The following is a 23,530-nucleotide window of genomic DNA, read 5'->3' on the forward strand; positions in this document are numbered from 1 at the left end:
GTGATTTGTGGTCATTTTCTGGAAGTTGACCGTTGAGCGATAATTTTATGCCGACTAATGACTGACATTGCCCCCCCTCTCAATGATCGCTGGTTTTATGCCCTGGTAGTAGCTGGCGTATTTCTTAATGCTACTGGCTTATTTCCGCCAATTCTTGAACCCGATGGCGCGCTCTATGCCTGTATTGCCAAAATAATGGCCCAAACCGGGGATTTTGTTAATCTGTATGCCGTTGGCCGCGACTGGCTCGATAAGCCGCACTTTCCTTTTTGGGTATCGGCCCTGAGCTATCTTATTTTTGGGATTAATACATTCGCCTATAAATTTCCGGCTCTTCTGTTCTTTTTGGGGAGCGCCATTTACACCTATAAGTTTGTTCGGCTTGCCTATTCAAAACTGACAGCGCAACTAGCGGTTCTGGTTCTGTTGACGGCCTTTCACGGTGTACTTTCTAATAGTGATGTGCGGGCTGAGCCCTACCTGACGCTACTAATCATCGGGCCAGTTTACCATTTTTACCGGGTCTTTCTGAGAGATAAAGATGACACGTCTAAAAACTGGCTTCATCTGATTCTCGGGTCGTTCCTGACGGGTTGCGCCCTGATGACTAAAGGGCTCTTCGTGATCGTTCCAATTGGCGCAGGTCTAGGACTTCACTGGCTATTGACCGGTAACTGGCGGGAGTTATTAAAACCGAAGTGGTATCTGGCGGTTGTGTTATCGTTTGTTTTTACGTTGCCTGAGATTTTTTGTTTATACCAGCAATTCGACCTCCAGCCCGGAAAAGTAGTCTTTGGAAATACGGGCGTTTCGGGCATTCGGTTTTTCTTCTGGGACAGTCAGTTCGGGCGTTTTTTTAACACAGGGCCCATTAAAGGCGCGGGCGACAAATTTTTCTTTCTTCATACGCTGCTTTGGGCTTTTCTGCCGTGGTCGTTACCGCTCTATATTGGCGTTGGGAAAGCCCTTGTCGCGTTAATAAAGCGACAAAATCCCTTGCCGGAGTACGTTTCACTGGGGTCGGGCCTTGCTACATTTGCGCTGTTTTCGTTATCGGGTTTTCAGCTCCCGCATTATCTGAATATCGTTTTTCCGTTCTATGCAATACTGACTGCTCAGTTTCTGGTGAGTCTGAAACCGGTTAACCTTCGTCGGTGGGCGGTTGCACAGTCAATTATTGGGTTGTTGTTAGTCGTACTGATCGTGGCCGTATTGTTTGTTGTAAAACCCGCTAAACTCGGAATCGCGCTCAGTTGGGTAATTATCATCACGTTTGCAACGATCACCTTGTTTCGGCAAACTACCATGTTGTCGTTAATGGGTCGGATGGTGGGAGCGATGCTGGTACTGGCTGGTGTACTCAATCTGTTCCTTTATCCAACATTTATGCAGTATCAGGCAGGTTTGACAGCGGCCCGGTTTGTTAATGAACAGCCAGTGCTTGCCAAGCGGCCAACGGTACTTTACGGCCCCGGTACATTTGGGGAAAGCTCGTGGTCGTATGAATTTTATGCCCATGCGCCAACGCAATACATTCGTGAAGACTCGGTATTACGACAGATGAGCAGCCGTCGGGCGGTGCAGGTTTTTACTACAAATACGTATGCTGATTCACTGGAAATGCGCGGTTTCCGCGTTCGTCGGGTAGCGATTTTTCCTTATTTTCACATTAGCCAGCTAACCGCCGATTTCCTGAATTATGACACACGGGCAACAACGCTTAAGCCCTATGTGCTTGTAGAGGTTAAATGATAAATGAACCGGTTTTGAAACCGGACAGCTATTTGTCCGAAACCGGACAGCCGTTATTTTTGGCTGTGAATTAATTTGCTGATAATCAGTATATTTTATTAGTTGGCACGACTATTGGCTCAAAAGGAGTAAAGCACACGCTTAGTGTTTTATTTCTTAATGTGCTAATTGAAAAATTACAATGGATCGCGCCTTACCTAAACGTTTCTGGACAACACAACGTATCGCAATTTTTGGTGGTGGTACGCTGATTTTGAGTCTATTAGCTTACACGTTCCTGTTTGCTGACCGCCGGTCGAAGCTGAACGTCGAAAAAGATAAAATCACCGTCTCGAACGTATCTACCGGACCGTTTGAGGACTTCATCGCCGTTACGGGCGTTGTTCAACCGCTGAAGACAATTCGATTGGATGCCATCGAGGGCGGTTATGTAACGTCAAAACTCGTTGAGGGTGGCAACATGGTTAAGAAGGGCGATGTGCTCCTGAAACTTGAAAACCAGAGCCTTAAACTGAGCTTTCTACAATCGGAAACAGAAGCCAACCGACTTGTCAACGACTTGCAGAATACGCGCCAACGGATACAGATCGAACGATTTACGCTCCGTAAAACGCTGGCTGATGTAGATGCTCAAATTTCTCAGGCGAAAGACACTTACGATCGTCAGGAAAAGCTGTACAAAGATAAAGTTGTCTCTGAAGAAGACTACCTGAAAGCGAAACGGGCTTTCGAACGATTAGTCACGCAGCGTACCATCGAAATCGAAACGCAGAAGTATCAGGAGGAAAACGCAAAATTTCAGATCAAACAACTTGAGGGCACCTTGCAACGTACACAGCGAAATGTTGCTCTTTGGCAACAGACGCTCGATAATCTGGTCGTTAAAGCACCAGTATCAGGTCAGTTGTCGAGTATCGATGTCGAAGTTGGGTCGAACATTAACCGGGGCCAGAATATTGGTCAGATTGATGATCTGAATGGGTTTAAAATGCGGGTTGGTATTGATGAACACTACATTAGCCGCGTATTTTCGGGTCTAAAAGGATCATTTGAGTTCAACGGGAAAATGCACGATCTGGAAATCAGCCGCGTATATCCCGAAGTAAAAAGTGGTCGATTTGAAGTTGATATGGTTTTTCCGAAGGGCACACCCGAAGGCATCAAGCGCGGTCAGTCGTCGCCGATTCAGTTGGAGTTAGGCAAAGCGGCTAAAGCTACGTTGCTGCCCGTAGGTGGTTTCTTCTCCGACACAGGTGGCAACTGGGTATACGTAGTCGATAAGTCGGGCAAACGAGCGGTGAAGCGGCCAATTACGCTGGGCCGTAAAAACCCAGAGTTTTATGAAGTGCTTGAAGGTTTGCAGCCCGGCGAGCAGGTTATTACGAGTTCTTACGAAAATTTTGGCGATAACGAAGTTCTAGAATTTTAAACCCTCAGAACCATTCTGAAATAGTATGATACAGACAGTTAACCTACAGAAGCTCTTCGCTACCGAAGAAGTAGAAACCACCGCCCTCAATGGCATTAACATGGACGTTAAAGACGGCGAGTTCGTGGCCATCATGGGTCCGTCCGGTTGTGGTAAATCCACCCTGCTAAACATCCTTGGTCTGTTAGACAATCCGAGCGAGGGCGAATACAATTTCTACGGAACTGCTGTTGCCAAAATGACGGAGCGCCAGCGGGCACAGTTGCGGAAAGGCTCTATCGGGTTCGTATTCCAGAGCTTTAACCTGATCGACGAACTGACCGTTTACGAAAACGTCGAACTGCCGTTGCTGTATCTTAAAACGCCTACCGAAGAGCGCAAAAAGCGTGTTGAAGAAGCTCTCGAACGGATGAGCATCATGCATCGGCGCAATCACTTCCCGCAGCAGCTCTCAGGTGGTCAGCAACAACGGACGGCCATTGCTCGGGCGGTTGTTGCAAAACCCAAATTAATCCTGGCGGATGAGCCGACGGGTAACCTCGACTCGAAAAATGGCGAGGAAGTAATGAAACTTCTTGGTGAATTAAACGACGAAGGAACTACGATTATCATGGTAACGCACTCACCCTACGATGCTGGTTTTGCGCACCGTATTGTGAACCTGTTCGATGGTAAAGTAGTAACGGAAAACTTCCACGTTTAACACGTAGAGAACCATCTATAGGAAGCAGGTTTTTGGCCCAGAGCCGTGCCACGGTTAACAACACAAACCGTGGCACGGCTCTGGGCCAAAAACCTGCGAAGGAATTTAAGTCCAACTGCAAGACCTGGGAAAAGTAGATGCGGTTGCCTTACCGCTATCATTCCTGGGTCTTGTCGTTGAGGACAAAGCCTGCCGGAATAGCATACTCATTTTCGCCAATCAGCCGGATAATTTTACCGGTTTCGTCTTTAAGGTCATTTGCCTGACAAACCTTACCAATGACTTTGGCCTGTTCTGATTGAAAATCGTATAGCACTAAATCAGGAACAAGGCTTCCATAAACTTCAATAAGTATTGTTTCTGGAAGTGGTTCAAACGTGCTTTAGGCCAAAGTTAACCCCAATAGCTATGTTCCGTAATTACCTCAAAATTGCTGTTCGGAGTTTGTTAAAGAACAAACTCTACTCATCCATCAACGTATTGGGGTTAGCGCTGGGCATGGCCTGCAGTTTGTTGATTGGGCTCTGGGTGCGTGATGAATTAAGCTATGATCGCTTTCTGCCCGACGCAGAGCGAATTCAGTATGTTCGGGTTAATTTTCCTTATAATGGCGAAACGGTTACGAATTTCGTCACGCCCGGCCCTTTACAGGAAGCCATTGCGAAAGATGTGCCTCAAGTGGCCGCTGTCACTAAGATTAATTACGGGCCGGAGCTTTTGATAAAAGTCGGCGAAAGAAACGCCAAAGAAAAAGGTCATTATGCCACCGATGATTTTTTTGGTGTATTCGATCTGCCTGTACTTGATGGCAATCCCAAAGCGGCCCTGGCCCAAACGAATCAGATTGTTATTACCAAAAAGATAGCCGGGAAATATTTTCCAAACGGCCAGGCTATCGGTAAAACACTTCAACTCGACAATGACAAATTCTACGTGGTTGGTGCCGTAATCGACGATTTGCCCCATAACTCAACGCTGCAATTCGACTGGCTCGTAAACTGGAAAGTACAGGAGCAGGATTGGATGAAAACCTGGGGCAATAACGGATTCTATACGTATGTTCGGCTCAAGCCTAATACGACGATTGCCCAGGCAACAGCCGCCATGAAACATATCTATCCACGTTACGGAGGGAAAAACTTCGATTCAGGACGGCCAACATTGCAACCCATGACCGATCTGCACCTGTATGCAGACTACAAAAATGGTCAGTCGGTAGGGGGACGGATTGAATACGTTCGCATTTTCTCGATTGTTGCGCTGTTTATCCTGCTCATTGCCTGTATCAATTTCATGAATCTGGCAACGGCCCGCTCGGCAATGCGTGCCAAAGAAGTGGGCGTCAGAAAAGTGGTTGGTGCTTTACGTTCGTCGTTGATCGGACAGTTTTTGAGTGAATCAATCGTTACGAGTTTAGTAGCCGTTGTGTTGGCATTCGGGCTGGTTTGGGCAGTTTTGCCAACCTTTAATGCCTTATTCGGAAAACAGATCGTACTTAATCTTGCCGAGCCGACACTCTGGCTCATCGTCACAATGCTGGTGCTGATAACCGGCTTTCTATCAGGAAGCTACCCAGCTCTGTTTCTATCATCGCTGCAACCCATCAAAATTCTCAAGGGTCGCTTACAGTTCGGTTCCGGGCCTGCGCTGTTTCGGCGGGCGTTGGTTGTCTTTCAGTTTTCGCTCTCTATTTTCCTGATTGTTGGCATGCTGGTTGTGGGTAAACAGATGGATTATCTGCGGACCAAGAACCTGGGTCTTGATCGTGAAAACGTGGTTTATGTACCCCTGGAAGGCGAAATTGCTCAGCCTAAAAAGCTGGAACCATTCCGACAGGAGGTACTACGGGCACCATCCATTGCATCGGCATCAACGGCGATGTCGCTACCTGTAAGTGTACAGAGCACATCCGGCGATTTGAACTGGACGGGCAAAGACCCGGCTCTGCAAACAACCGTCTCAGCGATGGCTATCGGGGCCGATTTCATTAAAACGATGAATATCAAATTGGTAGGTGGTCGCGATTTTCGGGCAGATAGTCCCGCCGATTCATCAAATTACCTGATCAACGAAGCCACGGCTAAACTGATGGGAATGAAAGACCCCGTTGGTAAAGAAATCACGTTTTGGAGCGGAAAAGGGCGAATTGTCGGGCTGATGAAAGATTTTCATTTGACTTCATTACACGAAGCCATTAATCCTTTGGTATTGGTTTTTAACCCATTGAATACAAGTTATTTGCTGGTAAAAACCCGTGCTGGTCAAACCCAGCAGGCCATCGCCGATTTAGAACGGATCACGAAGGAGTTTAATCCGAATTACCCCTTCAACTATCATTTTGTTGACGAAGCCTACGAAAAATTATACCGTAGTGAACAGCAGGTGAACGCTCTCGTCAATTATTTTGGCATGCTTGCTATTCTGATTTCGTGTCTGGGATTATTTGCCCTCGCAGCATTTACTGCTGAGCAGCGCACCAAAGAAATTGGGGTACGCAAAGTGCTGGGCGCCAGTGTCACAAACATCATTGGGTTGCTTTCTAAAGACTTCCTGAAACTCGTCGTTATTGCACTTGTTTTGGCTTCGCCGTTAGCCTGGTGGGCTGTGAGTACATGGCTGGGGACGTTTGCGTACCAGACAGAATTGACCTGGTGGATTTTCGGTGTTGCTGGTCTGCTGGCACTATTAATCGCTTTTCTAACGGTAAGCTATCAGAGCATTAAAGCGGCCCTGATGAATCCGATTACGAGTTTACGAAGCGAATAAATGACCTTAAACGGTATGAAGTAGCTTTTTCTTTTTTCTGCTCGCTACTGGCCTGGTGCTTTTAGCGAGCAGAATCATTTGTAGGAAGCGTAGTCTGCCGAAAAGTTTGTTGAGTCCTAATAGGTACGTAGATGACTGTTGAAAATAAATTTGAGCTAAAAATATACTGATAATCATTCGTATGCTGCGCAATTATCTGAAAATAGCCTTCCGCACGCTCTGGAAAAACAGTACACATTCACTGATTAACATTGTTGGTTTGTCGGTCGCGTTTGGGACATGTGTACTGCTTTTTCTGACAGCCACCTTTGAACTATCCTATGACCGGTTTCATACCGATTCAGACCGGCTTTTTCGTCTCTATTTCCTGTCCTCCAACCGGGATGGTACGCCCGACAAAAGTAGCACGATGCCTTATCCGATTTCGCCCGCACTCAAAGCGGAGTTTCCGGAGATCGAAGGGGTTTCCCGCTATTTTAACCGAACGGCGAGCGTTCGGCGGAAAGATCAGACGTACGGCAAAAACGTCAGAATGGTCGGTGCTGATTTCCTGAAAATGTTCACGTTTCCCCTCCTGAAAGGTAATTCAGGAACGGCGATGAATAGCTTGAGTGACATTGTCATCAGCGAGAGCATGGCCAGGGATATTTTCGGAATGGAAGAACCACTCGGTAAACCACTCCAGCTTCGGATGAATAACACCTGGCAGGCCTTTACGGTCACAGGTGTGGTTAGTGATGCGCCTAAAAATTCAACATTCGATTACGATGCGCTTATTCGAAGCGAAAACGCGGGCGACTATGAAGAAAATAAAAGCCGTTGGGATCATGGTAATCATGATGTCTACGTCAAACTAAAAGCAGGTACGGACCCGCAAACGCTGCAAAGGCGGACGCAGGCATTCATGGACAAATACTTTGCGAAAGACAATAAAGAGCAAAAGGAGCTAGGCTATCCAAAAAATGAGCTGGGTTTCCAGCGAAGCCTGATTTTACAACCCCTATTAACTGTTCACTTTGATACCGAAACCACGCATGGGCTTGGTATTAGCCGCACCTACGTAGTCACGTTGTTGCTGGTTGGGTTCTTCATCCTGGCGATTGCCTGTATTAATTTTATCAACCTCACAATTGCTCAATCGTTCTCACGGGCGCGCGAAGTGGGCGTTCGGAAGTCACTGGGCGCACAGCGTGTCCAGTTATTTGGGCAAATATGGGGCGAAACACTGATGCTTTGTCTGGGCGCTTTATTGATTGGATTAGGGTTAGCTTATTCGGCCTTACCTTACTTTAATCGATCGTTTCAAAGCCATCTGACATTGGCCGATTTTTTGAAACCAAGCGTATTGCTTATTACCGGATTCGGTTTTCTGGGCATTACACTGGTGGCTGGCGGCTATCCATCCTGGTTCGTAACACGCTTCAACGCCGTTGAGGTACTAAAAGGGAGAGTGAAGATGAGTCGACCCGGCTTGCTCCGTAATTCGCTCATTGTTACCCAGTTTACCATTGCTTGCCTGCTTATTGTGTGTACAGTCATTGTACGTCAGCAGATCAATTATTTACAACAGAAACCGATGGGCCTTGATAAGGAACAGGTTGTCAGCATACCGGTAGGGAACGAATTGAATGGTAACGATGCGCTGAAAACCATGCGCGACCGACTGGCTAATCAACCAAACATAGCCGCCGTATCGGGTTCGGGCGTTAACATTGGGGCAGGGCTGGATGGAAGCTCATCGCGCATGATGTATGGCTTTCTGTATGGCAAACGGAATATCACCTGCGATTGGCTACGGATTGATACTGATTACCTGAAAACGATGGGTGTCAAATTACTACAAGGCCGTGATTTTAGTACATCGTTCAGTACCGATTCGAGTTCGGCCATACTCATTACGCAAAGTATGGCAAAGCAGTTGGGAGAAGCCAACCCAGTTGGTAAGTTCATCAAGCCTGATAACAAAGAGTTTCAGATCGTTGGTGTTGTCTCTGACTTCAATCTGTATTCACTGCATCAGGAAGCCAAGCCCATTGCGCTGCAAATGCAATCGAACTCTCCCATTCAATACATTCTGGTTCGGGTAAATCCTCAAAACCTGACCGGCGCGGTGGAAAGCATTAAAAAAGCCTGGAAGACGGTTGCGCCGAAGCAGGAGTTTATTGGGTCATTCCTGGATGAAAACACCGAACGCTGGTATAAAAAAGAACAGCGGTTGGCTACCATCTTCTCATCGGCCGCCGGGGTCGCTATTTTATTGTCGTGTATGGGACTGTTTTCCATTGCGTTAATATCGATCCAGCAACGGACCAAAGAAATTGGGGTACGCAAAGTGCTGGGCGCTTCCGTAACCAGCATCGTAACCCTGCTTTCGAAAGATTTTCTGAAACTTGTTTTGATTGCCATAGTCGTTGCCTCACCCATTGCGTGGTGGGCCATGAATAAATGGTTGCAGGACTTTGCCTATAAGATTGATATTGACTGGTGGGTGTTTGTACTGGCAGGCGCATTAGCCATTGCCATCGCGCTGATAACCGTTAGTTTCCAAAGTATTAAGGCCGCCCTGATGAATCCAGTAAAATCATTACGTTCCGAATAGTCTAGAGCCACAAGTATATCACTGCGAGATGCCTGTGGCTCTAAATAGCACAAATCCTAAAACCATGCTTACTCAACTATACGAAAAATTAAGTGCACGACGGGATGCACTGGTCGCCTTATATGGCCATCGAAGCGGCTTGAGAGATTGTAATCCAGACGCTTATTCGCATTATCTGCAGGAAATCCGGGATTTGAACCGTCAGTTACGATTATTACGAGTAAGACTGATGAACAATTCTGGTCATCTGGCTGGCTAATCTGATAACTGGTTACTACATAAATTTTTGATCATGTTCCTCAACTACCTTAAAATCGCGTACCGAAATCTGCTTCGTCAGATGAGTTTTTCCGTCATCAACATTGTCGGGTTGACAGTCGGACTAACCTGTTGCTTTCTGATTCTGCTCTTTGTTCGACACGAACTTAGCTACGATACATTTCATCAGAAATTTGACCGGATTTATCGGATTTCGTATTTACCCAAATTTGCCGGTTTGACGGAGCCGCTGGCCTTGACGCCACCGCCAGTTTCTCCGCTATTGACAGGTGCATTTTCGGAAATTGAGAAATCAGCACGCGTGTATAGAAGTAGTGCGACGATTGAAGTGCCTAGCCTGCAACAGACCCGGCCAGTGAAATACGATGAAGAACGATTTTTCTTTGGCGACTCGACATTGCTCGATATTTTCTCGTTCAATTTCCGACAAGGTAATGCCCGAACAGCACTGAAAGACAAGTTTACCGTTGTAATCACCGACGAAATAGCCGCCAAATATTTTGGTGCGCAAAACCCGCTTGGTAAAACCCTGATCTATGAAGGACAACATCCATTGCGCGTAACGGGTGTTGTAGATAAGTTTCCGGATAACTCGCACATTCATATTGATCTGCTCTCGAATTATGAGACAATGTTTGCCACTGAAAGCGATCTGGTTCGGGAAAATCTCCCGCAAAACTGGGTTATTTCGCATGGATATACCTATGTGCTGTTGCGGCCCGGCCGATCGCCCGAATCGGTGAATGCCCGATTCCCCAAATTTTTGCTCGATCATGCCAATAAACAGTTCGCTAACGACATTGTCTATTCGCTCGAACCGCTGAAAGACATTCACCTTCGTTCTGACGCACAGAGTGGGCCTGAGCCTTCGGGAAGCATGACCTACATTTATGTATTTATTGGCATTGCAGTAATTACACTGCTGATTGCCTGTATCAATTTTGTGAATCTATCGACGGCACGTTCGCTCAGGCGGGCCAAAGAAGTTGGTATTCGTAAAGTGCTTGGTAGTGAAAAGAAGCAACTCATTGGGCAGTTTCTGGGAGAGTCAGTATTGCTTAGCAGTATTGCCTTACTGCTTTCTCTATTTCTGATTGCTTTACTGCTGCCCGTATTGAATAATCTGACCGGTAAACAGCTTACGATCAGTTATTTTCTGACCAATGGCGGGTTAATCCTGCTGTTTGTCGGAATGGGCTTATTGACCGGGCTATTGGCAGGTAGTTATCCCGCTTTTTTTGTATCCGGTTTCCAGCCGATAACAACGCTTAAAGGCAATTTTGTGAGCGGCAAAGCGCGGGGTGGCGCAGTACGGCAAGTATTGTTAGGCGCGCAGTTTGTGGCATCGATCGCGTTGATTATCGGGGCTATAATTTCGTTCCAGCAGCTTCGGTATATGAAAGATCAACCGCTGGGTTTCGATAAAGACTTTATCATCACCGCCAATACCCGAAATGATAAAATTACGAACGTATTTGCCACGCGTACCGACAGTGCTTATCTACGACTGAAGACTTTTCGGGAGGTTCTGCTTAAAAATCCGCACGTTAAAGAAGTAACGTTATCGACCCGTCGAATGGGTGATGGTGCGGTACGGCGAAATGTGATTCCTGAGGGACACACACCCGATGACAATCTGTTTGTTGGGGCGATGGGCGTTGATCACAATTTTGCTGAAATGTATGGATTGACCTTTGTGGCCGGACGCAATTTTTCTGAAGCCTATCCGACTGATAAAACCTCGGCGTTCCTGATTAATGAAACGGGCGTAAAGCAACTCGGCTGGAAGTCGCCAGATGCAGCCATCGGCAGGTCTGTAAATCTCGAAGGCAAACAGGGTAAGATTGTTGGCGTGCTGAAAGACTTTCATAATCAATCGCTTCAGAACCCGATTGAAGGTATGCTATTGACCATCGATCAGCCGCTATTGACATTATTCTCGATTAAAATTCAGCCTCAGCAGGTTCCCGAAACACTAGACGCGATACGGCAGGAGTGGGATCGGTATTTTCCAGAGAAAGTATTTGCTTATGAATTTGTTGATCAGAATCTGGCACAGCGCTACGAACGGGAACAACGGTTGAGTAAACTCATTAGTTATTTTGCCGGACTGGCCATTCTGATTTCATGCCTGGGCTTATTTGGGTTGGTATCACTCGTAACGCAGCAGAAAACAAAAGAAATTGGCATTCGGAAAGTATTAGGCGCGTCAGTCACGAATATTGTTCGACTTGTGTCGAAAGATTTTGTCATTTTGGTCCTGATTGCACTTGTCATTGCTTCTCCGGTTGCGTGGTGGGCCATGAACAAATGGCTAATGGCCTTTGCCTATCGGATTGACATTCACTGGTGGGTGTTTGCACTGGCAGGCTTACTGGTTGTTATTGTAACAATACTAACCGTTAGCTTCCAGAGCATTAAAGCAGCCCTGGTTAATCCGGTCAAAAGTTTGCGGGCGGAATAGGCCGAATGACGGGTAAGCCGCTGTGTGATTCTGATTGTCCACTGCCGTACGAAAAATGTCCGTTTTCGGACATTTTTCGTATTGTATTCACTGTAATATATTGATATTTAGAAAGTTAATAGCTTGGCATGATCCTAGCTGGAAACATATACGCACAACTATGCTCACCTCTAATTAAGACGCAACCGCTGCCGATTTATGAAAACGCTACTTACCCTCCTCCTCCTTGCAGTCGGCTTTAGCGCAGTGGCGCAACGGTCATCGTTTAGCAAAGAAGTGACGACCGACGGTCAGCAACTTCGGATTCGTGTTGATGCTGAACAATCAGGGCGCTCCCTGCATTTCAATCGCTCATTCGATGTATCTGAACTGGATGCGAGAGCGGTTAAAGCATTGGAAAACCATATACTCGATTCGCTGGATCAGGAATTTGATGGTCGTTATGCGGGAGTATTCAATGAGCGTAAGCGCGACGTAAAGTACAAGAAGAAGCAGAATGATGAATCAACTGTTTCTATGGTTATCGTGAACACCAACGAAGACACGAACCGCGACGAAAAAATTGTTGCAACATCGAAGCATGAGTTATCGTCAAGTGATGTAGCTCCGGCATCAGTCATTCATCGGGAAGACAAAGAAAACGGTCGGCTCTGGATGCAATATACGTTCAAGAAAGACGGTGATGAACTCGTATTCGAGCGTACTGCTAATGTTCTCGGCAAAAGCGAGAGCGAAAAGAAGGCAATCATTCAGGAAACTGAACGTAGTCTGGGTATCAAATCCATGAATCAATAGGTAAAACTGCGTAGGGCAGGTGATTATAAGCAGGGAAATCGTTTCTCTGCTAAATTTTTTATGCCCTGACCAAGAAAATCATCTCCTTGTCCGAACCAAGTTGACGCCATCAGATAGTCAACTTTTGTAAGCGGTTATGGCTGTAAAAGAATAACATTGATCGTATTGGTCACTGTTATTTTTATTTATAGGATGTTGCTTACAGGTAGAACGGAAATTGGCCGGGATTGTCGGGCTACTCCTTGCTGATCGTAAGTTTTTAATGCCGTAAAGCAGCGTTTCTGATCCCGATTGCATCTTTACGATGTCTGTGAGTAGCTCTCTGCACGGGGTTTTTGCTAATGCATGAGAAACGCTCAATCAACCCCTAACACTATGCTGCGAAACTATTTTAAAATAGCCCTCCGGAACCTGTCCAAAAACAAGGTTTATTCGTTTATCAACATTTTTGGTTTAGCCGTAGGTATGGCAGTCGCTATGCTCATTGGCTTATGGATTTACGACGAACTATCCTTCAATAAATTCCATAAAGGATATGATCGGCTAGCACAATTGTACATCAATCAGACGTTCAATGGCACCACAGGAAGTAGCCGGGCCGTTTCTATTCCGTCTGCCACCGAGATAAAAACCAAATATGCTCCCGATTTCAAATACGCATCGCTGGCATCCTGGAATTTCGGGCATTTGCTGGTAAATGGGGACAAGAAAATCAATAAAGAGGGCATGTATGTAGAGCCGGTTTTTCCACAGATGCTCTCGCTCAAGATGCTCAAAGGTGAGTATGCTACGGCTCTTAAAGAGCCCGCTTCTATTTTGCTGTCGGAGTCGGTTGCTAAAGTCCTTTTTGGGGATAAAGATCCACTCAACAAAATCATTAAAATTGACAGTAAAAACAACATGAAAGTGACGGGTGTTTTTGAAGACATACCGTTTAACTCCGACTTTTACGATACAAAATTTTATATACCCTGGAGCGCCTATCTGGCCGAACAATCCTGGGTAAAAGAGTCGCAGCAACAGTGGAGTAATCACTCGTTTCAAACCTTCGTTCAGGTAGCTGACCAGGCCGACATGAATAAGGTTTCGGCCAAGATCAGAGACGTAGAGAAAAAGCACACGTCGCCCCAGGAAAATCCGGAGTATTTTCTACATCCGATGAGTCACTGGCATTTATACTCTGATTTTAAAGAAGGAAAAAATGTAGGCGGGGCCATTCAGTTTGTTTGGCTATTTGCCATTATCGGCGTCTTTGTATTGCTGCTGGCCTGCATCAATTTTATGAACCTGAGCACGGCCCGATCCGAAAAAAGAGCCAAAGAAGTAGGCATCCGCAAAGCCGTTGGTTCGCTCCGCCAACAACTCATTACCCAATTTCTGAGCGAGTCTCTGCTGGTAGTTGGTTTTGCGCTGGTTTTAGCCATTCTGATCGTTCTGATTTCTTTATCGGCATTCAACGATTTATCGGGTAAGCAGGTTAGTATTCCGTATCAGGCTCCTCTGTTCTGGGCGATGATTATTGGATTTTCGCTCATGACGGGCTTGCTGTCAGGTAGTTATCCGGCATTGTATCTGTCGTCGTTCAATCCGCTGGAGGTGCTGAAGGGAACATTTAGAGTGGGCCGGTGGGCAGCTGTACCGCGCAAGGTGTTGGTCGTGGTTCAGTTTACCGTTTCCATTACGCTGATCATCGGTACCATTATCGTTTTTCGACAAATTCAGCATGCCAAAAATCGACCCGTTGGCTATGACCGTCAGGGATTGCTGCAAATCTCATTAAGCTCCAATCTCAACAAGAAATACGATCCCTTACGCGATGATTTGCTGAAATCAGGAGCCGTTTATGAAATGAGCGAATCATCCAGCCCCACAACGGGCGTCTGGTCGAACCAGATTGGTTTTGAATGGGAGGGGAAAGATCCGAAATCAATACCCTTGTTTGGGGTGGTTGCCTGCACCCATCATTTCGGAAAAACCATTAACTGGAAAATCAAAGAAGGTCGGGATTTTTCCAGGGATTTCTCAACCGATACCTCCGCTTTTGTCCTGAACGAAGCCGCTGTTAAGCTGACGGGTTTGAAAAATATTGTTGGTAAAATCATTCGCTACAATGACAAACCCTGTACGGTTGTCGGTGTGGTGAAAGACATGGTCATGGAGTCGCCTTATACACCGATCAAACCAACCATTTTTATGGTAAATTATGATTGGGCGAATGTGATCAATGTCAAACTAATGCCTAATGCACCGGTAGAAGATGCCCTTAAGAAAGTAGAAGCGGTTTTTAAAAAATACGACTCCGACAGTCCGTTTGATTTCAAGTTTGCTGATGAACAGTACGATGCTAAATTCAGGTCGGAGGAGCGCGTTGGAAAGCTGGCCCGGATTTTTGCGGTACTGGCCATTTTTATCAGTTGTTTAGGGCTGTTTGGTCTGGCATCGTTCATTGCCGAGCAGCGCATTAAAGAAATTGGCGTTCGGAAAGTGCTGGGTGCTTCCGTCTTGAATCTATGGGGCTTGCTCTCCAAAGATTTTGTTCGACTGGTCATCATCTCCTTCCTGATTGCAACGCCAATTGCTTATTTCTTCCTGGACGATTGGTTGCAGGAATACGAATACCGTACAAACATCTCCTGGTGGATTTTTGTGCTGTCGGGCATTGGGGCCACTGTAATTACCTTATTGACTGTTAGTTATCAGGCCATTCGGGCGGCCCTGATGAATCCGGTGAAGAGTTTGCGATCCGAATAATGTATCGATTGGTTCGTCCGTGCGGCAAACAGGTTGCACGGACGAACCAATCGATACAAAGCCTAAAACTATGCTACGAAACTACCTCAAAACCACCTGGCGCAGTTTGATCCGTAACCGGAATTATGCGCTCATCAATTTAACCGGTCTGACCCTTGGATTGGGCGTTGCCATTGTGTTATTCTGGATTGTGCGGTTTGAGTATAGTTTCGATCGATATCATCGGCATGCTGACCGGCTGTATCGGCTTATTGCCAATGATAAATTTGGAGAAAAGGGCTCTCATGTGCCGCAGGGCCTCATTAAAGCCATCAATGAACAGATACCGGGTGTCGAGAAAGCCGTCAATACGTATGCGATCGAATCGGATGGATTGAAAGTTGGCCAACGGGTTTTTACTGTTAAGCATGTCTTTTTTGCACCACCTCAATTTCTCGACATGATTGATGTGGAATGGGTGAAAGGTTCGCCCATGCAGTCGTTAAATCAACCGTTTCAGGTAGTTCTGGATGAACCCACTGCCCGCCGTTTTTTCGGCAGCAATGACGCACTGGGCAAAACAATCCGCATTCGAAACAATGTTGATCTCACCGTGTCGGGAATCATCCGAAAAATGCCGGTTAATACCGAATTTCAGTTTGAAGTGCTGGCTTCCCGCGAGACGTTAAAGCGAATTCAACCGGAATATAACCATGAAAATTACTGGGCTGGTGGCGATTCAATGCATCATGGCTATGTGCTCTTGAAAGCTGGGGCGTCTCCATCTGCTATTGAATCACTGTTGGCCACATTGGCAAGCCAGCATAAGAATGAATCTGCCTATACGGGATATGACCTATTGCCAATAATGAACGTCCATCTCGATACACAGAGCGATGCCGACCCGTATAATTATGTACTTCCCGAATGGATGCTGTATACATTGGCAGGCATCGGCTTGTTTCTGGTCTTCATTGCCTGCATCAATTTTATTAATCTGGCGACGGTGCAGGCTGTGCAGCGTAGTCGTGAAATTGCCGTACGAAAAGTGCTGGGTAGCACTCGAATTCAGCTAATTGCACAATTCTTTGGCGAAACGGCCTTTCTGGTTTTTGCCGCTATTGGTTTGGGTAGTTTCCTGGCAGCCCAGCTAATTCGCAATGCCGATCAGTTGCTGAATACGCAGGTGAACCAATCCCATGTTTGGGATCATGGTACAGTTTCATTTCTGCTCATTCTGGGTGGAATTGTGACGTTGTTGGCAGGTAGCTATCCGGCATTGGTGCTGTCGGGTTTTCAGCCGGTTCGGATACTGCGCGGCCGATTGTTTGTGCCGCGCAAGGGCGGAATTACGCTGCGGCAGTCGTTGGTTGTTACACAGTTTGTTATTGCCCAGGTGCTGGTTATCTGTACGTTAATTGGCATCAGGCAGATTCGCTACTTCTATCAGAAAGATCTGGGCTTTAATAAAGCTGCCATTGTAACCGTTACGATGCCCGATCGGGGCAATGCGGTCGTGCGCGAACGGTTTCGGCAGCAATTGCTTCAGCATCCGGAAGTAAAAGATGTCGCATTTGCCTTAACAACACCGTCGAGTAATCACAATTGGTGGTGGAATACGATCCATCACCGAAATTTACCCGAAGGCCAATCCACATTTCGCATTCAATACGTCGATACCAACTACTTCAACTTTTTCAAAATTCCGTTGGTGGCTGGTCGTTCATGGACGCGGGCCGATACAAATACAGTGGCGATTATTAATGAGAAAGCCGCCCGTGATTTAGGCTATCAACGGCCAGATAAGATAATTGGCGAACGAATTAAGTTATCGGATGGAAACTTGTTTACCATCATGGGTGTGGTCAAAGACTATCATTCGCAAAGCCTGAAATCGTCTATTGTTCCGCACGTTTTTCTGTACGCCGACTGGAATTTTCAGCAGGCCAGTATACGTATAGATCCGAGCCAGTCTACGAAAGCACTCGCTCACATTGAACAATACTGGAAAGCGATTTTTCCGAACTATTATTTCGAGGCAAAATTTCTGGATCAGGAATTACAAACGTTCTATGCCGACGAACAGAAACTGTCTAACTTTCTAACATTATTTGCCATTGTCGGTATTTTTATCGGCAGTTTAGGCCTTTTTGGTTTGGTGTCATTTGTGGTAACGCAACGAACCAAAGAGATTGGCGTGCGTAAGGTACTCGGCGCTACAGTGGCCAGTATCGTTTCGCTGTTGTCGCAGGATTTTCTAAAATTGGTACTGATTGCTTTTGTGATTGCAACACCCATTGCCTGGTATGCGATGAGTCAATTTCTGAAGCAATACACCTACAAAATTGATATCGACTGGTGGGTATTCATCCTGGCGGGTGGTTTGGCCGGAAGTGTTGCCCTCGTAACCGTCAGTTTGCAGAGTATCAAAGCCGCATTGACAAATCCAGTGAAGAGTTTACGATCTGAATGATGATAAAGCCCTGCTAATATGCTACGAAACTACCTGAAAATTGCTGTTCGGAACTTGTGGAGAAACAAAATATTCTCTGGTATCAACGTCGTTGGACTGTCGGTAGGACTGGCTTCCTGCCTGCTTCTGTTCATGTACATTACCCACGAACTAAGCTATGACGATTTCCAGCAGAAAGCAGACCGAATTGCGCGGGTAACGATGGAGTATAGTATGGAAGGTCATACGGCTAAAATACCGCAAACGGGCACGAAAGTCGCTCCTGAATTTGGTCGTCAATTTCCGGAAATAGAATCAGGTGTCCGGCTCATTAATCGGGACGGTATTGTGAGTAATGGCGACCAGCAATTCAGTGAAAAACGAATTGTATTTGCCGATTCTGCGTTTTTTTACCTGTTTTCATTTCACTTGATCAAAGGAAATCCGCAGACCGCGCTGGCCGGACCAAATCTGGTGGTTTTGTCGGAAACAACAGCCCGAAAATATTTCGGTACGGAGAATCCGGTAGGCAAAACTTTGCGCATTAATACGGGTGGCTCGTTTCGGGATTATTCCGTAACGGGTGTGGTAAACGATTGCCCCGCCAATTCACAGATCAAATACGATTTGCTGACTTCGTTTATGACGCTTCCTGCGGCTAAGTCAGAAGAATGGTACTCTGCCAATTACGCGACCTATTTATTGCTTCGTAAACCCGAAGACATTGCCTATTTACAGGCAAAAATTCCGGGCTTTATGAAAACGCAGTTCAGCAAGGAGGAAATGTCGGGCAGTAATTACCTGACCTACAATCTCGAACCGCTCCGCCGGGTGCATTTATACTCGGATGTGGAAGGAAGTTTTGAACCCAATGGCGATCTAACATACATCTATATTTTTGGGTCGATTGCCTTACTGATTTTACTCATTGCCTGCGTCAATTACGTTAACCTGGCAACCTCCCGCGCCGTAGAAAGGGCCCAGGAAGTTGGCGTTCGCAAAGTGATGGGCGCTATGCAGCGACAATTGTTTGGTCAGTTCATTGGCGAATCGGTCATCGTAACAGCAATCGCCCTGGTGCTGGCCTTGCTACTAGCCAGCCTGACGCTCCCCGTGTTCAACACACTGTCGGACCGGCAATTTTCGGTTGGCGTCTGGTTCCAACCGGCCAATCTTCTGTTGTTACTCGGTGTGGGCGTCGTAGTGAGCCTGATTGCGGGCAGCTATCCGGCGTTGGTGCTGGCACGGTTTCAGCCAATACGTGTGCTGAAAGGTCACCTGAAAACCGCCGGAGCGGGCCAGTTTCGTAAGGCATTGATTGTGTTTCAGTTTGCCATTACGGCCTTTCTGATCATTAGTACGTTGCTGGTTCGGAACCAGTTGACGTTTATTCAGAAGAAAAAACTAGGCTACAGCAAAGACCATGTACTGATGCTGCCTGTCGATAAGCAGGTTAAGGAAAAAATACGATCCTTGAAGAGCGAGTTCCGGCAAAGTGCCGACGTGCAGCAGGTTTCTTTGGCTTCTGAATCGCCAGTGTTTATCAATGGCGGTTATGGAATGCGCCGGGCCAACAGACCTGATGCAAACTACAAGATGGTTGCTGGCTTACAGATCGATGAGGACTTCATTAAAACGGTTGGACTACAACTGGTTGCAGGCCGGGATTTAACGCAAATGGATGTGGAGCAAGCCATGCACCCCGACGGCGACAGCCTGAATTACTACCATTTTATCCCGAATGAATCGGCCGTAAAAGAACTAGGCTGGACACCGCAGCAGGCCATTGGCCAGAAAATTGACATGGGTGGCAATCGAAAGGGCGAAATCAAAGCCGTTGTCGCTGATTTTCACTTTGCTTCCATGAAACAGAAAATTGGCCCACTAATCCTGTTTCCGGAGATGGGCGGTGAAGTGCTGCTCGTTAAACTATCGGGTAGCCAGTTGCCCAACACCCTCCAGTTTCTGGAACGTAAATGGAGAACATTGATACCTGATCGCCCGTTTTCGTACGAATTTATGGACGAAGAGTTCAATAAGCTTTATGTAGCTGAAACGCGTACCGGCCGAATCTTCAGTGTCTTTGCTTTTCTATCCATTTTTCTGGCCTGTCTTGGCCTGTTTGGCTTATCGGCCTACACAACGGCGCAGCGCACCAAAGAAATTGGCGTTCGGAAAGTGCTTGGAGCCTCGGTGTTTAGTATCGTAGGACTTCTCTCCAAAGATTTCCTGAAACTGGTGCTGATTGCTATTATGCTGGCTTCACCAATCGCCTGGTATGCCATGAGCCAGTGGCTGCGTGATTTTGCCTATCGGATCGACATTGACTGGTGGGTATTTGCGTTGGCGGGTTTACTGGCTGTCGGAATTGCATTGCTGACGGTCAGTTTCCAGAGCATTAAAGCAGCCTTGATGAATCCGGTCAAGAGCCTCAGAGCTGAATAGACATGAAATCGCTTCTGTTAATCCTTTTCTTCATCGCTGGTACGAATCCTCTGTTGGCACAGTCATCATCATCAGGATCAGCCAGCGTTAACGCCGATCAGTTGCCATCGGTGACATTGCCACCCGAAATCGACCGCGTACTGCGTGATTATGAACGAGCCTGGAAGGCAAAGGATACAAAAGCGCTGGTTGCCTTATTCGTTCCCGATGGGTTTGTCATGCAGCCACAGCGCCCGCCCGTACGTGGCCACGCTGGCCTGGAGCAGGCATATCGGGGCGCGGGCGGTCCGCTTTACCTGCGTGCACTATCGTTTGCACAATCGGGTTCCGTTGGGTATATCATTGGCGCTTATCGTTACCAGGAGACGGGCGCTGATGTTGGGAAGTTTATTCTGGCGCTGCGTCAGGGTGAAAATAATCGCTGGTTTATTGCCGCTGATATGGATAATTCGATAAAATAATCTCTTACAGTAAACGAATTGAAACGTCTATTCTCAATCCTTTACTAGTTAAGTGATATGGTTCGGAATTATCTGAAAATTTCCCTGCGCAACCTCTGGCGCAACCGTAAAGTCAGTGCCATCAGTATCGTCGGATTATCCATAGGTCTGGCCTGTGGTATCATCATTTTTCTGCTGGTCAGTTATATGTTCAGTTTCGATCAGTATCATGCCAAGGCTGATCGTACCTTCTGGATCGTTACCGACATCCGACAGGATAATGTTGTTCCCACGGATGCTACACCACGCCCATTAGGGGAGGTTTTGCGCCGGGATATGCCTTTTGTGGAGCATGCTGTCCGGCTCGAAAACATGTTCGGTCGCATCATCAGTATACCTGATGGTAAAGGCGGTTACACCAAAAAGTTTGAAGAGTCACGTAACCTGTGTTTTACAGAACCGCAATTTTTCGATGTGTTCGATACGGAATGGGTGAGCGGAAATCCTGCAACAGCCCTGTCGGCACCGAATACGGTGGTGTTATCGGAACGATATGCCGGGAAATATTTTGGTACGGAGAATCCAATTGGCAAAACAGTACGCTTTGATAACCAGACGAATCTGACGGTTACGGGACTGGTTAAAAACCTTCCATCTAATACCAAGCTACGCTACGATGTATTCATCTCATATGCTACTATTCCAGCGCTGATTGGCGATCGAGGAAAGCAGGCGATGCAGAATTGGGAAAGTGTTTCAACGCTGTGTTTTGTAACCCTGCGCGAAGGAACTCCCGTTGATCGTCTGACCAGCGTATTTCCAGCGATCCGGCAGAAATACCTGAACACGGTCGAGGCAAAGAAACTGGACTTTCATGCACTAACGCTCGACGATCTGAACCATAATCCAATGTACGGCGGGCAGGCACCCCGGCCTATTCTCTACGCCCTGATTATTGTCGGCCTGTTTCTGGTGATGGCGGCTTGCATCAATTTCATCAACATCGCCACCGCTCATGCCCTGAAACGGTCGAAAGAAGTGGGTGTTCGGAAAGTGATGGGTAGTTCACGCGGGCAGCTGATCGGGCAGTTTATGACCGAAACAACGCTTGTGACGCTGATGGCTGTTGTGCTGGCGTTGGTGCTGGCCTATTTCTGCCTGCCGATGCTGAACAACGCATTGGCCGTGTTGAAAACTGATCTATCGATTCTTGATGTGTTTAAGCCGGATTCGTTACGTTGGTTTGGGAGTCTGCTGGTGGGTGTGGTTCTGCTGGCTGGCTTTTATCCGGCACTGGTGATGGCACGTTTCAACCCGGTGGCGGCACTGCGGGCGGGTTACGGGCAACTGACCGCCAAACAGGTTGGTAGCGTATCGGTTCGGCGCGGGCTGGTTGTGATGCAGTTTTTCATTACCCAACTGTTCATCATTGGGGTCATTGTTATGATGGCGCAGGTGAGGCATATGCAGCAGACGGATATGGGTTTTCGTAAAGAAGCTATCCTGACTATACTCGTTCCGACCAATAATCCTCTGAAGCAGGACGTGCTGCGAAATCAGTTGCGGCAGATTGCGGGCGTTGAGCAGGTAGCCCTGGCCGCCGAACCACCCGCTTCGTACCGCCGAATTCCGGTTCCATTCACCTTCGATACGCATACCGAACCGGAGAAATTTCCAACAGCCGTTAAAGTCGGCGATAAAGATTTCGTTCCGCTGTTTGGAATTAAGCTGCTGGCTGGCCGGAATTTTCTGAATAACGACACAACCAATAGCGAAGCGCTGGTCAACGAAACGATGATAAAACAACTGGGACTTCGTTCTCCAGCCGACGTGCTGGGGAAGCAGATCAAGATTTGGGGTAGCACAAAAACTGTCGTTGGCGTCGTCAATGATTTTCATCTGAGCGAATTGCGGGAAGCGATTCCGCCAGCAACCATCCTGAATTATTATCGAGAAAACCACATGGCGGCCCTGAAACTGAATCCTGCCAATCTCACCGCTACCGTGAAAGCCGTTGAAGATAACTGGAATGAGCTGTTTCCTGAGCACGTCTTCAAAGCCGATTTTGTCGATGATCTGTTGAACCAGTTTTACCTCACCGAACGCATCCTGTTAGGATTGGCGCAGGTGTTTTCGCTCATTGCCATTCTCATTGGATGTCTCGGTCTGTATGGTTTAGTCGCGTTTATGGCCGAGGCAAAAACGAAGGAAATTGGTGTACGAAAAGTGCTGGGGGCCAGTATAAATGAACTGCTCTGGCTGTTTGGCCGTGAATTTGGCCGGTTACTGGTAATTGGATTTGTGCTGGCTGCTCCCATTGGCTGGTTACTGATGAATGGCTGGCTTCGGGGCTATGTGTATCACATTCAACTAGGCTGGTGGGTATTTGCTCTAACCTTCGGGCTGGTGATCGTTATTACGGTACTAACGGTAGGTTACGAGTCTCTAAAAGCAGCTTTAACAAACCCGGCCAAATCACTTCGAACAGAATAGGGGAGATCATGGTACAAAAAGCGTGGGACGAGGCTGCTTATTCCTCGCCGTGACGACGGACCGACCACGCTTTTTTTGTCGGCCCAAGCAGCTTTCTGAATTCTGCTGCGTCTTTACCGCGCAAATGGCATGGAGCCGAAAACCGTGCATTCGATACCTCACAGCATTTTCTAAACCCACTAC

The 23,530-nt window shown here is 47.0% G+C and carries 14 protein-coding genes; 13 read left to right on the plus strand and 1 reads right to left on the minus strand.

Going from position 1 to position 23,530, the window contains the following annotated elements; all coding sequences use genetic code 11:
- Window positions 1-57: 57 nt before the first annotated feature.
- From GJR95_RS05150 to GJR95_RS05160, 3 genes are all read left to right on the plus strand, one after another.
- Window positions 58-1,752, plus strand: a complete 1,695-nt coding sequence (locus GJR95_RS05150; RefSeq protein ID WP_162384860.1) for an ArnT family glycosyltransferase — start codon at window positions 58-60, stop codon at window positions 1,750-1,752.
- Window positions 1,753-1,933: 181 nt separating this feature from the next.
- A complete protein-coding gene (locus GJR95_RS05155) occupies window positions 1,934-3,181 on the plus strand; it encodes an efflux RND transporter periplasmic adaptor subunit (protein WP_162384861.1) in 1,248 nt (415 codons plus the stop codon).
- Window positions 3,182-3,206: 25 nt separating this feature from the next.
- On the plus strand, window positions 3,207-3,884 hold the full coding sequence (locus GJR95_RS05160; protein WP_162384862.1) for an ABC transporter ATP-binding protein: 678 nt from the start codon (window positions 3,207-3,209) through the stop codon (window positions 3,882-3,884).
- Window positions 3,885-4,041: 157 nt separating this feature from the next.
- On the opposite strand, the gene GJR95_RS05165 is transcribed toward GJR95_RS05160, so the two are convergent.
- Window positions 4,042-4,200 carry a hypothetical protein gene (locus GJR95_RS05165; RefSeq protein ID WP_162384863.1) on the minus strand — a complete coding sequence of 53 codons (159 nt, stop codon included), beginning with the start codon at window positions 4,198-4,200 and terminating at the stop codon, window positions 4,042-4,044.
- A gap of 92 nt (window positions 4,201-4,292) precedes the next feature.
- Here GJR95_RS05165 and GJR95_RS05170 point away from each other — a divergent pair, with 92 nt between their 5' ends.
- The 10 genes from GJR95_RS05170 to GJR95_RS05215 all read left to right on the plus strand — a co-directional run bounded on the left by GJR95_RS05170 (window position 4,293) and on the right by GJR95_RS05215 (window position 23,347).
- Window positions 4,293-6,650 (plus strand): ABC transporter permease, encoded by a 2,358-nt coding sequence (locus GJR95_RS05170; RefSeq protein ID WP_162384864.1) that lies wholly within the window; start codon window positions 4,293-4,295, stop codon window positions 6,648-6,650.
- Window positions 6,651-6,831: 181 nt separating this feature from the next.
- The gene (locus tag GJR95_RS05175; RefSeq protein WP_162384865.1) at window positions 6,832-9,249 is read left to right on the plus strand and encodes an ABC transporter permease; all 2,418 of its coding nucleotides are present in this window, start codon (window positions 6,832-6,834) and stop codon (window positions 9,247-9,249) included.
- 64 nt (window positions 9,250-9,313) lie between these two features.
- Window positions 9,314-9,508, plus strand: a complete 195-nt coding sequence (locus GJR95_RS05180; protein ID WP_162384866.1) for a hypothetical protein — start codon at window positions 9,314-9,316, stop codon at window positions 9,506-9,508.
- A 33-nt stretch (window positions 9,509-9,541) separates the two neighbouring features.
- Window positions 9,542-11,992, plus strand: a complete 2,451-nt coding sequence (locus GJR95_RS05185) for an ABC transporter permease (protein WP_162384867.1) — start codon at window positions 9,542-9,544, stop codon at window positions 11,990-11,992.
- A gap of 198 nt (window positions 11,993-12,190) precedes the next feature.
- Window positions 12,191-12,787, plus strand: a complete 597-nt coding sequence (locus GJR95_RS05190) for a hypothetical protein (RefSeq protein WP_162384868.1) — start codon at window positions 12,191-12,193, stop codon at window positions 12,785-12,787.
- Window positions 12,788-13,162: 375 nt separating this feature from the next.
- The gene (locus tag GJR95_RS05195) at window positions 13,163-15,538 is read left to right on the plus strand and encodes an ABC transporter permease (RefSeq protein ID WP_162384869.1); all 2,376 of its coding nucleotides are present in this window, start codon (window positions 13,163-13,165) and stop codon (window positions 15,536-15,538) included.
- A 70-nt stretch (window positions 15,539-15,608) separates the two neighbouring features.
- Complete coding sequence (locus tag GJR95_RS05200; RefSeq protein ID WP_162384870.1) at window positions 15,609-17,990, plus strand: ABC transporter permease; 2,382 nt, start codon at window positions 15,609-15,611, stop codon at window positions 17,988-17,990.
- An 18-nt stretch (window positions 17,991-18,008) separates the two neighbouring features.
- Complete coding sequence (locus tag GJR95_RS05205) at window positions 18,009-20,414, plus strand: ABC transporter permease (RefSeq protein WP_162384871.1); 2,406 nt, start codon at window positions 18,009-18,011, stop codon at window positions 20,412-20,414.
- 2 nt (window positions 20,415-20,416) lie between these two features.
- Window positions 20,417-20,875: a YybH family protein gene (locus GJR95_RS05210; protein WP_162384872.1), complete on the plus strand. Its 459-nt coding sequence runs from the start codon at window positions 20,417-20,419 to the stop codon at window positions 20,873-20,875.
- A 57-nt stretch (window positions 20,876-20,932) separates the two neighbouring features.
- On the plus strand, window positions 20,933-23,347 hold the full coding sequence (locus GJR95_RS05215) for an ABC transporter permease (RefSeq protein WP_162384873.1): 2,415 nt from the start codon (window positions 20,933-20,935) through the stop codon (window positions 23,345-23,347).
- Window positions 23,348-23,530: the final 183 nt, after the last annotated feature.

The sequence above is a fragment of the Spirosoma endbachense genome, assembly GCF_010233585.1.
In the GTDB taxonomy this organism is placed as follows: Bacteria; Bacteroidota; Bacteroidia; order Cytophagales; family Spirosomataceae; genus Spirosoma; species Spirosoma endbachense.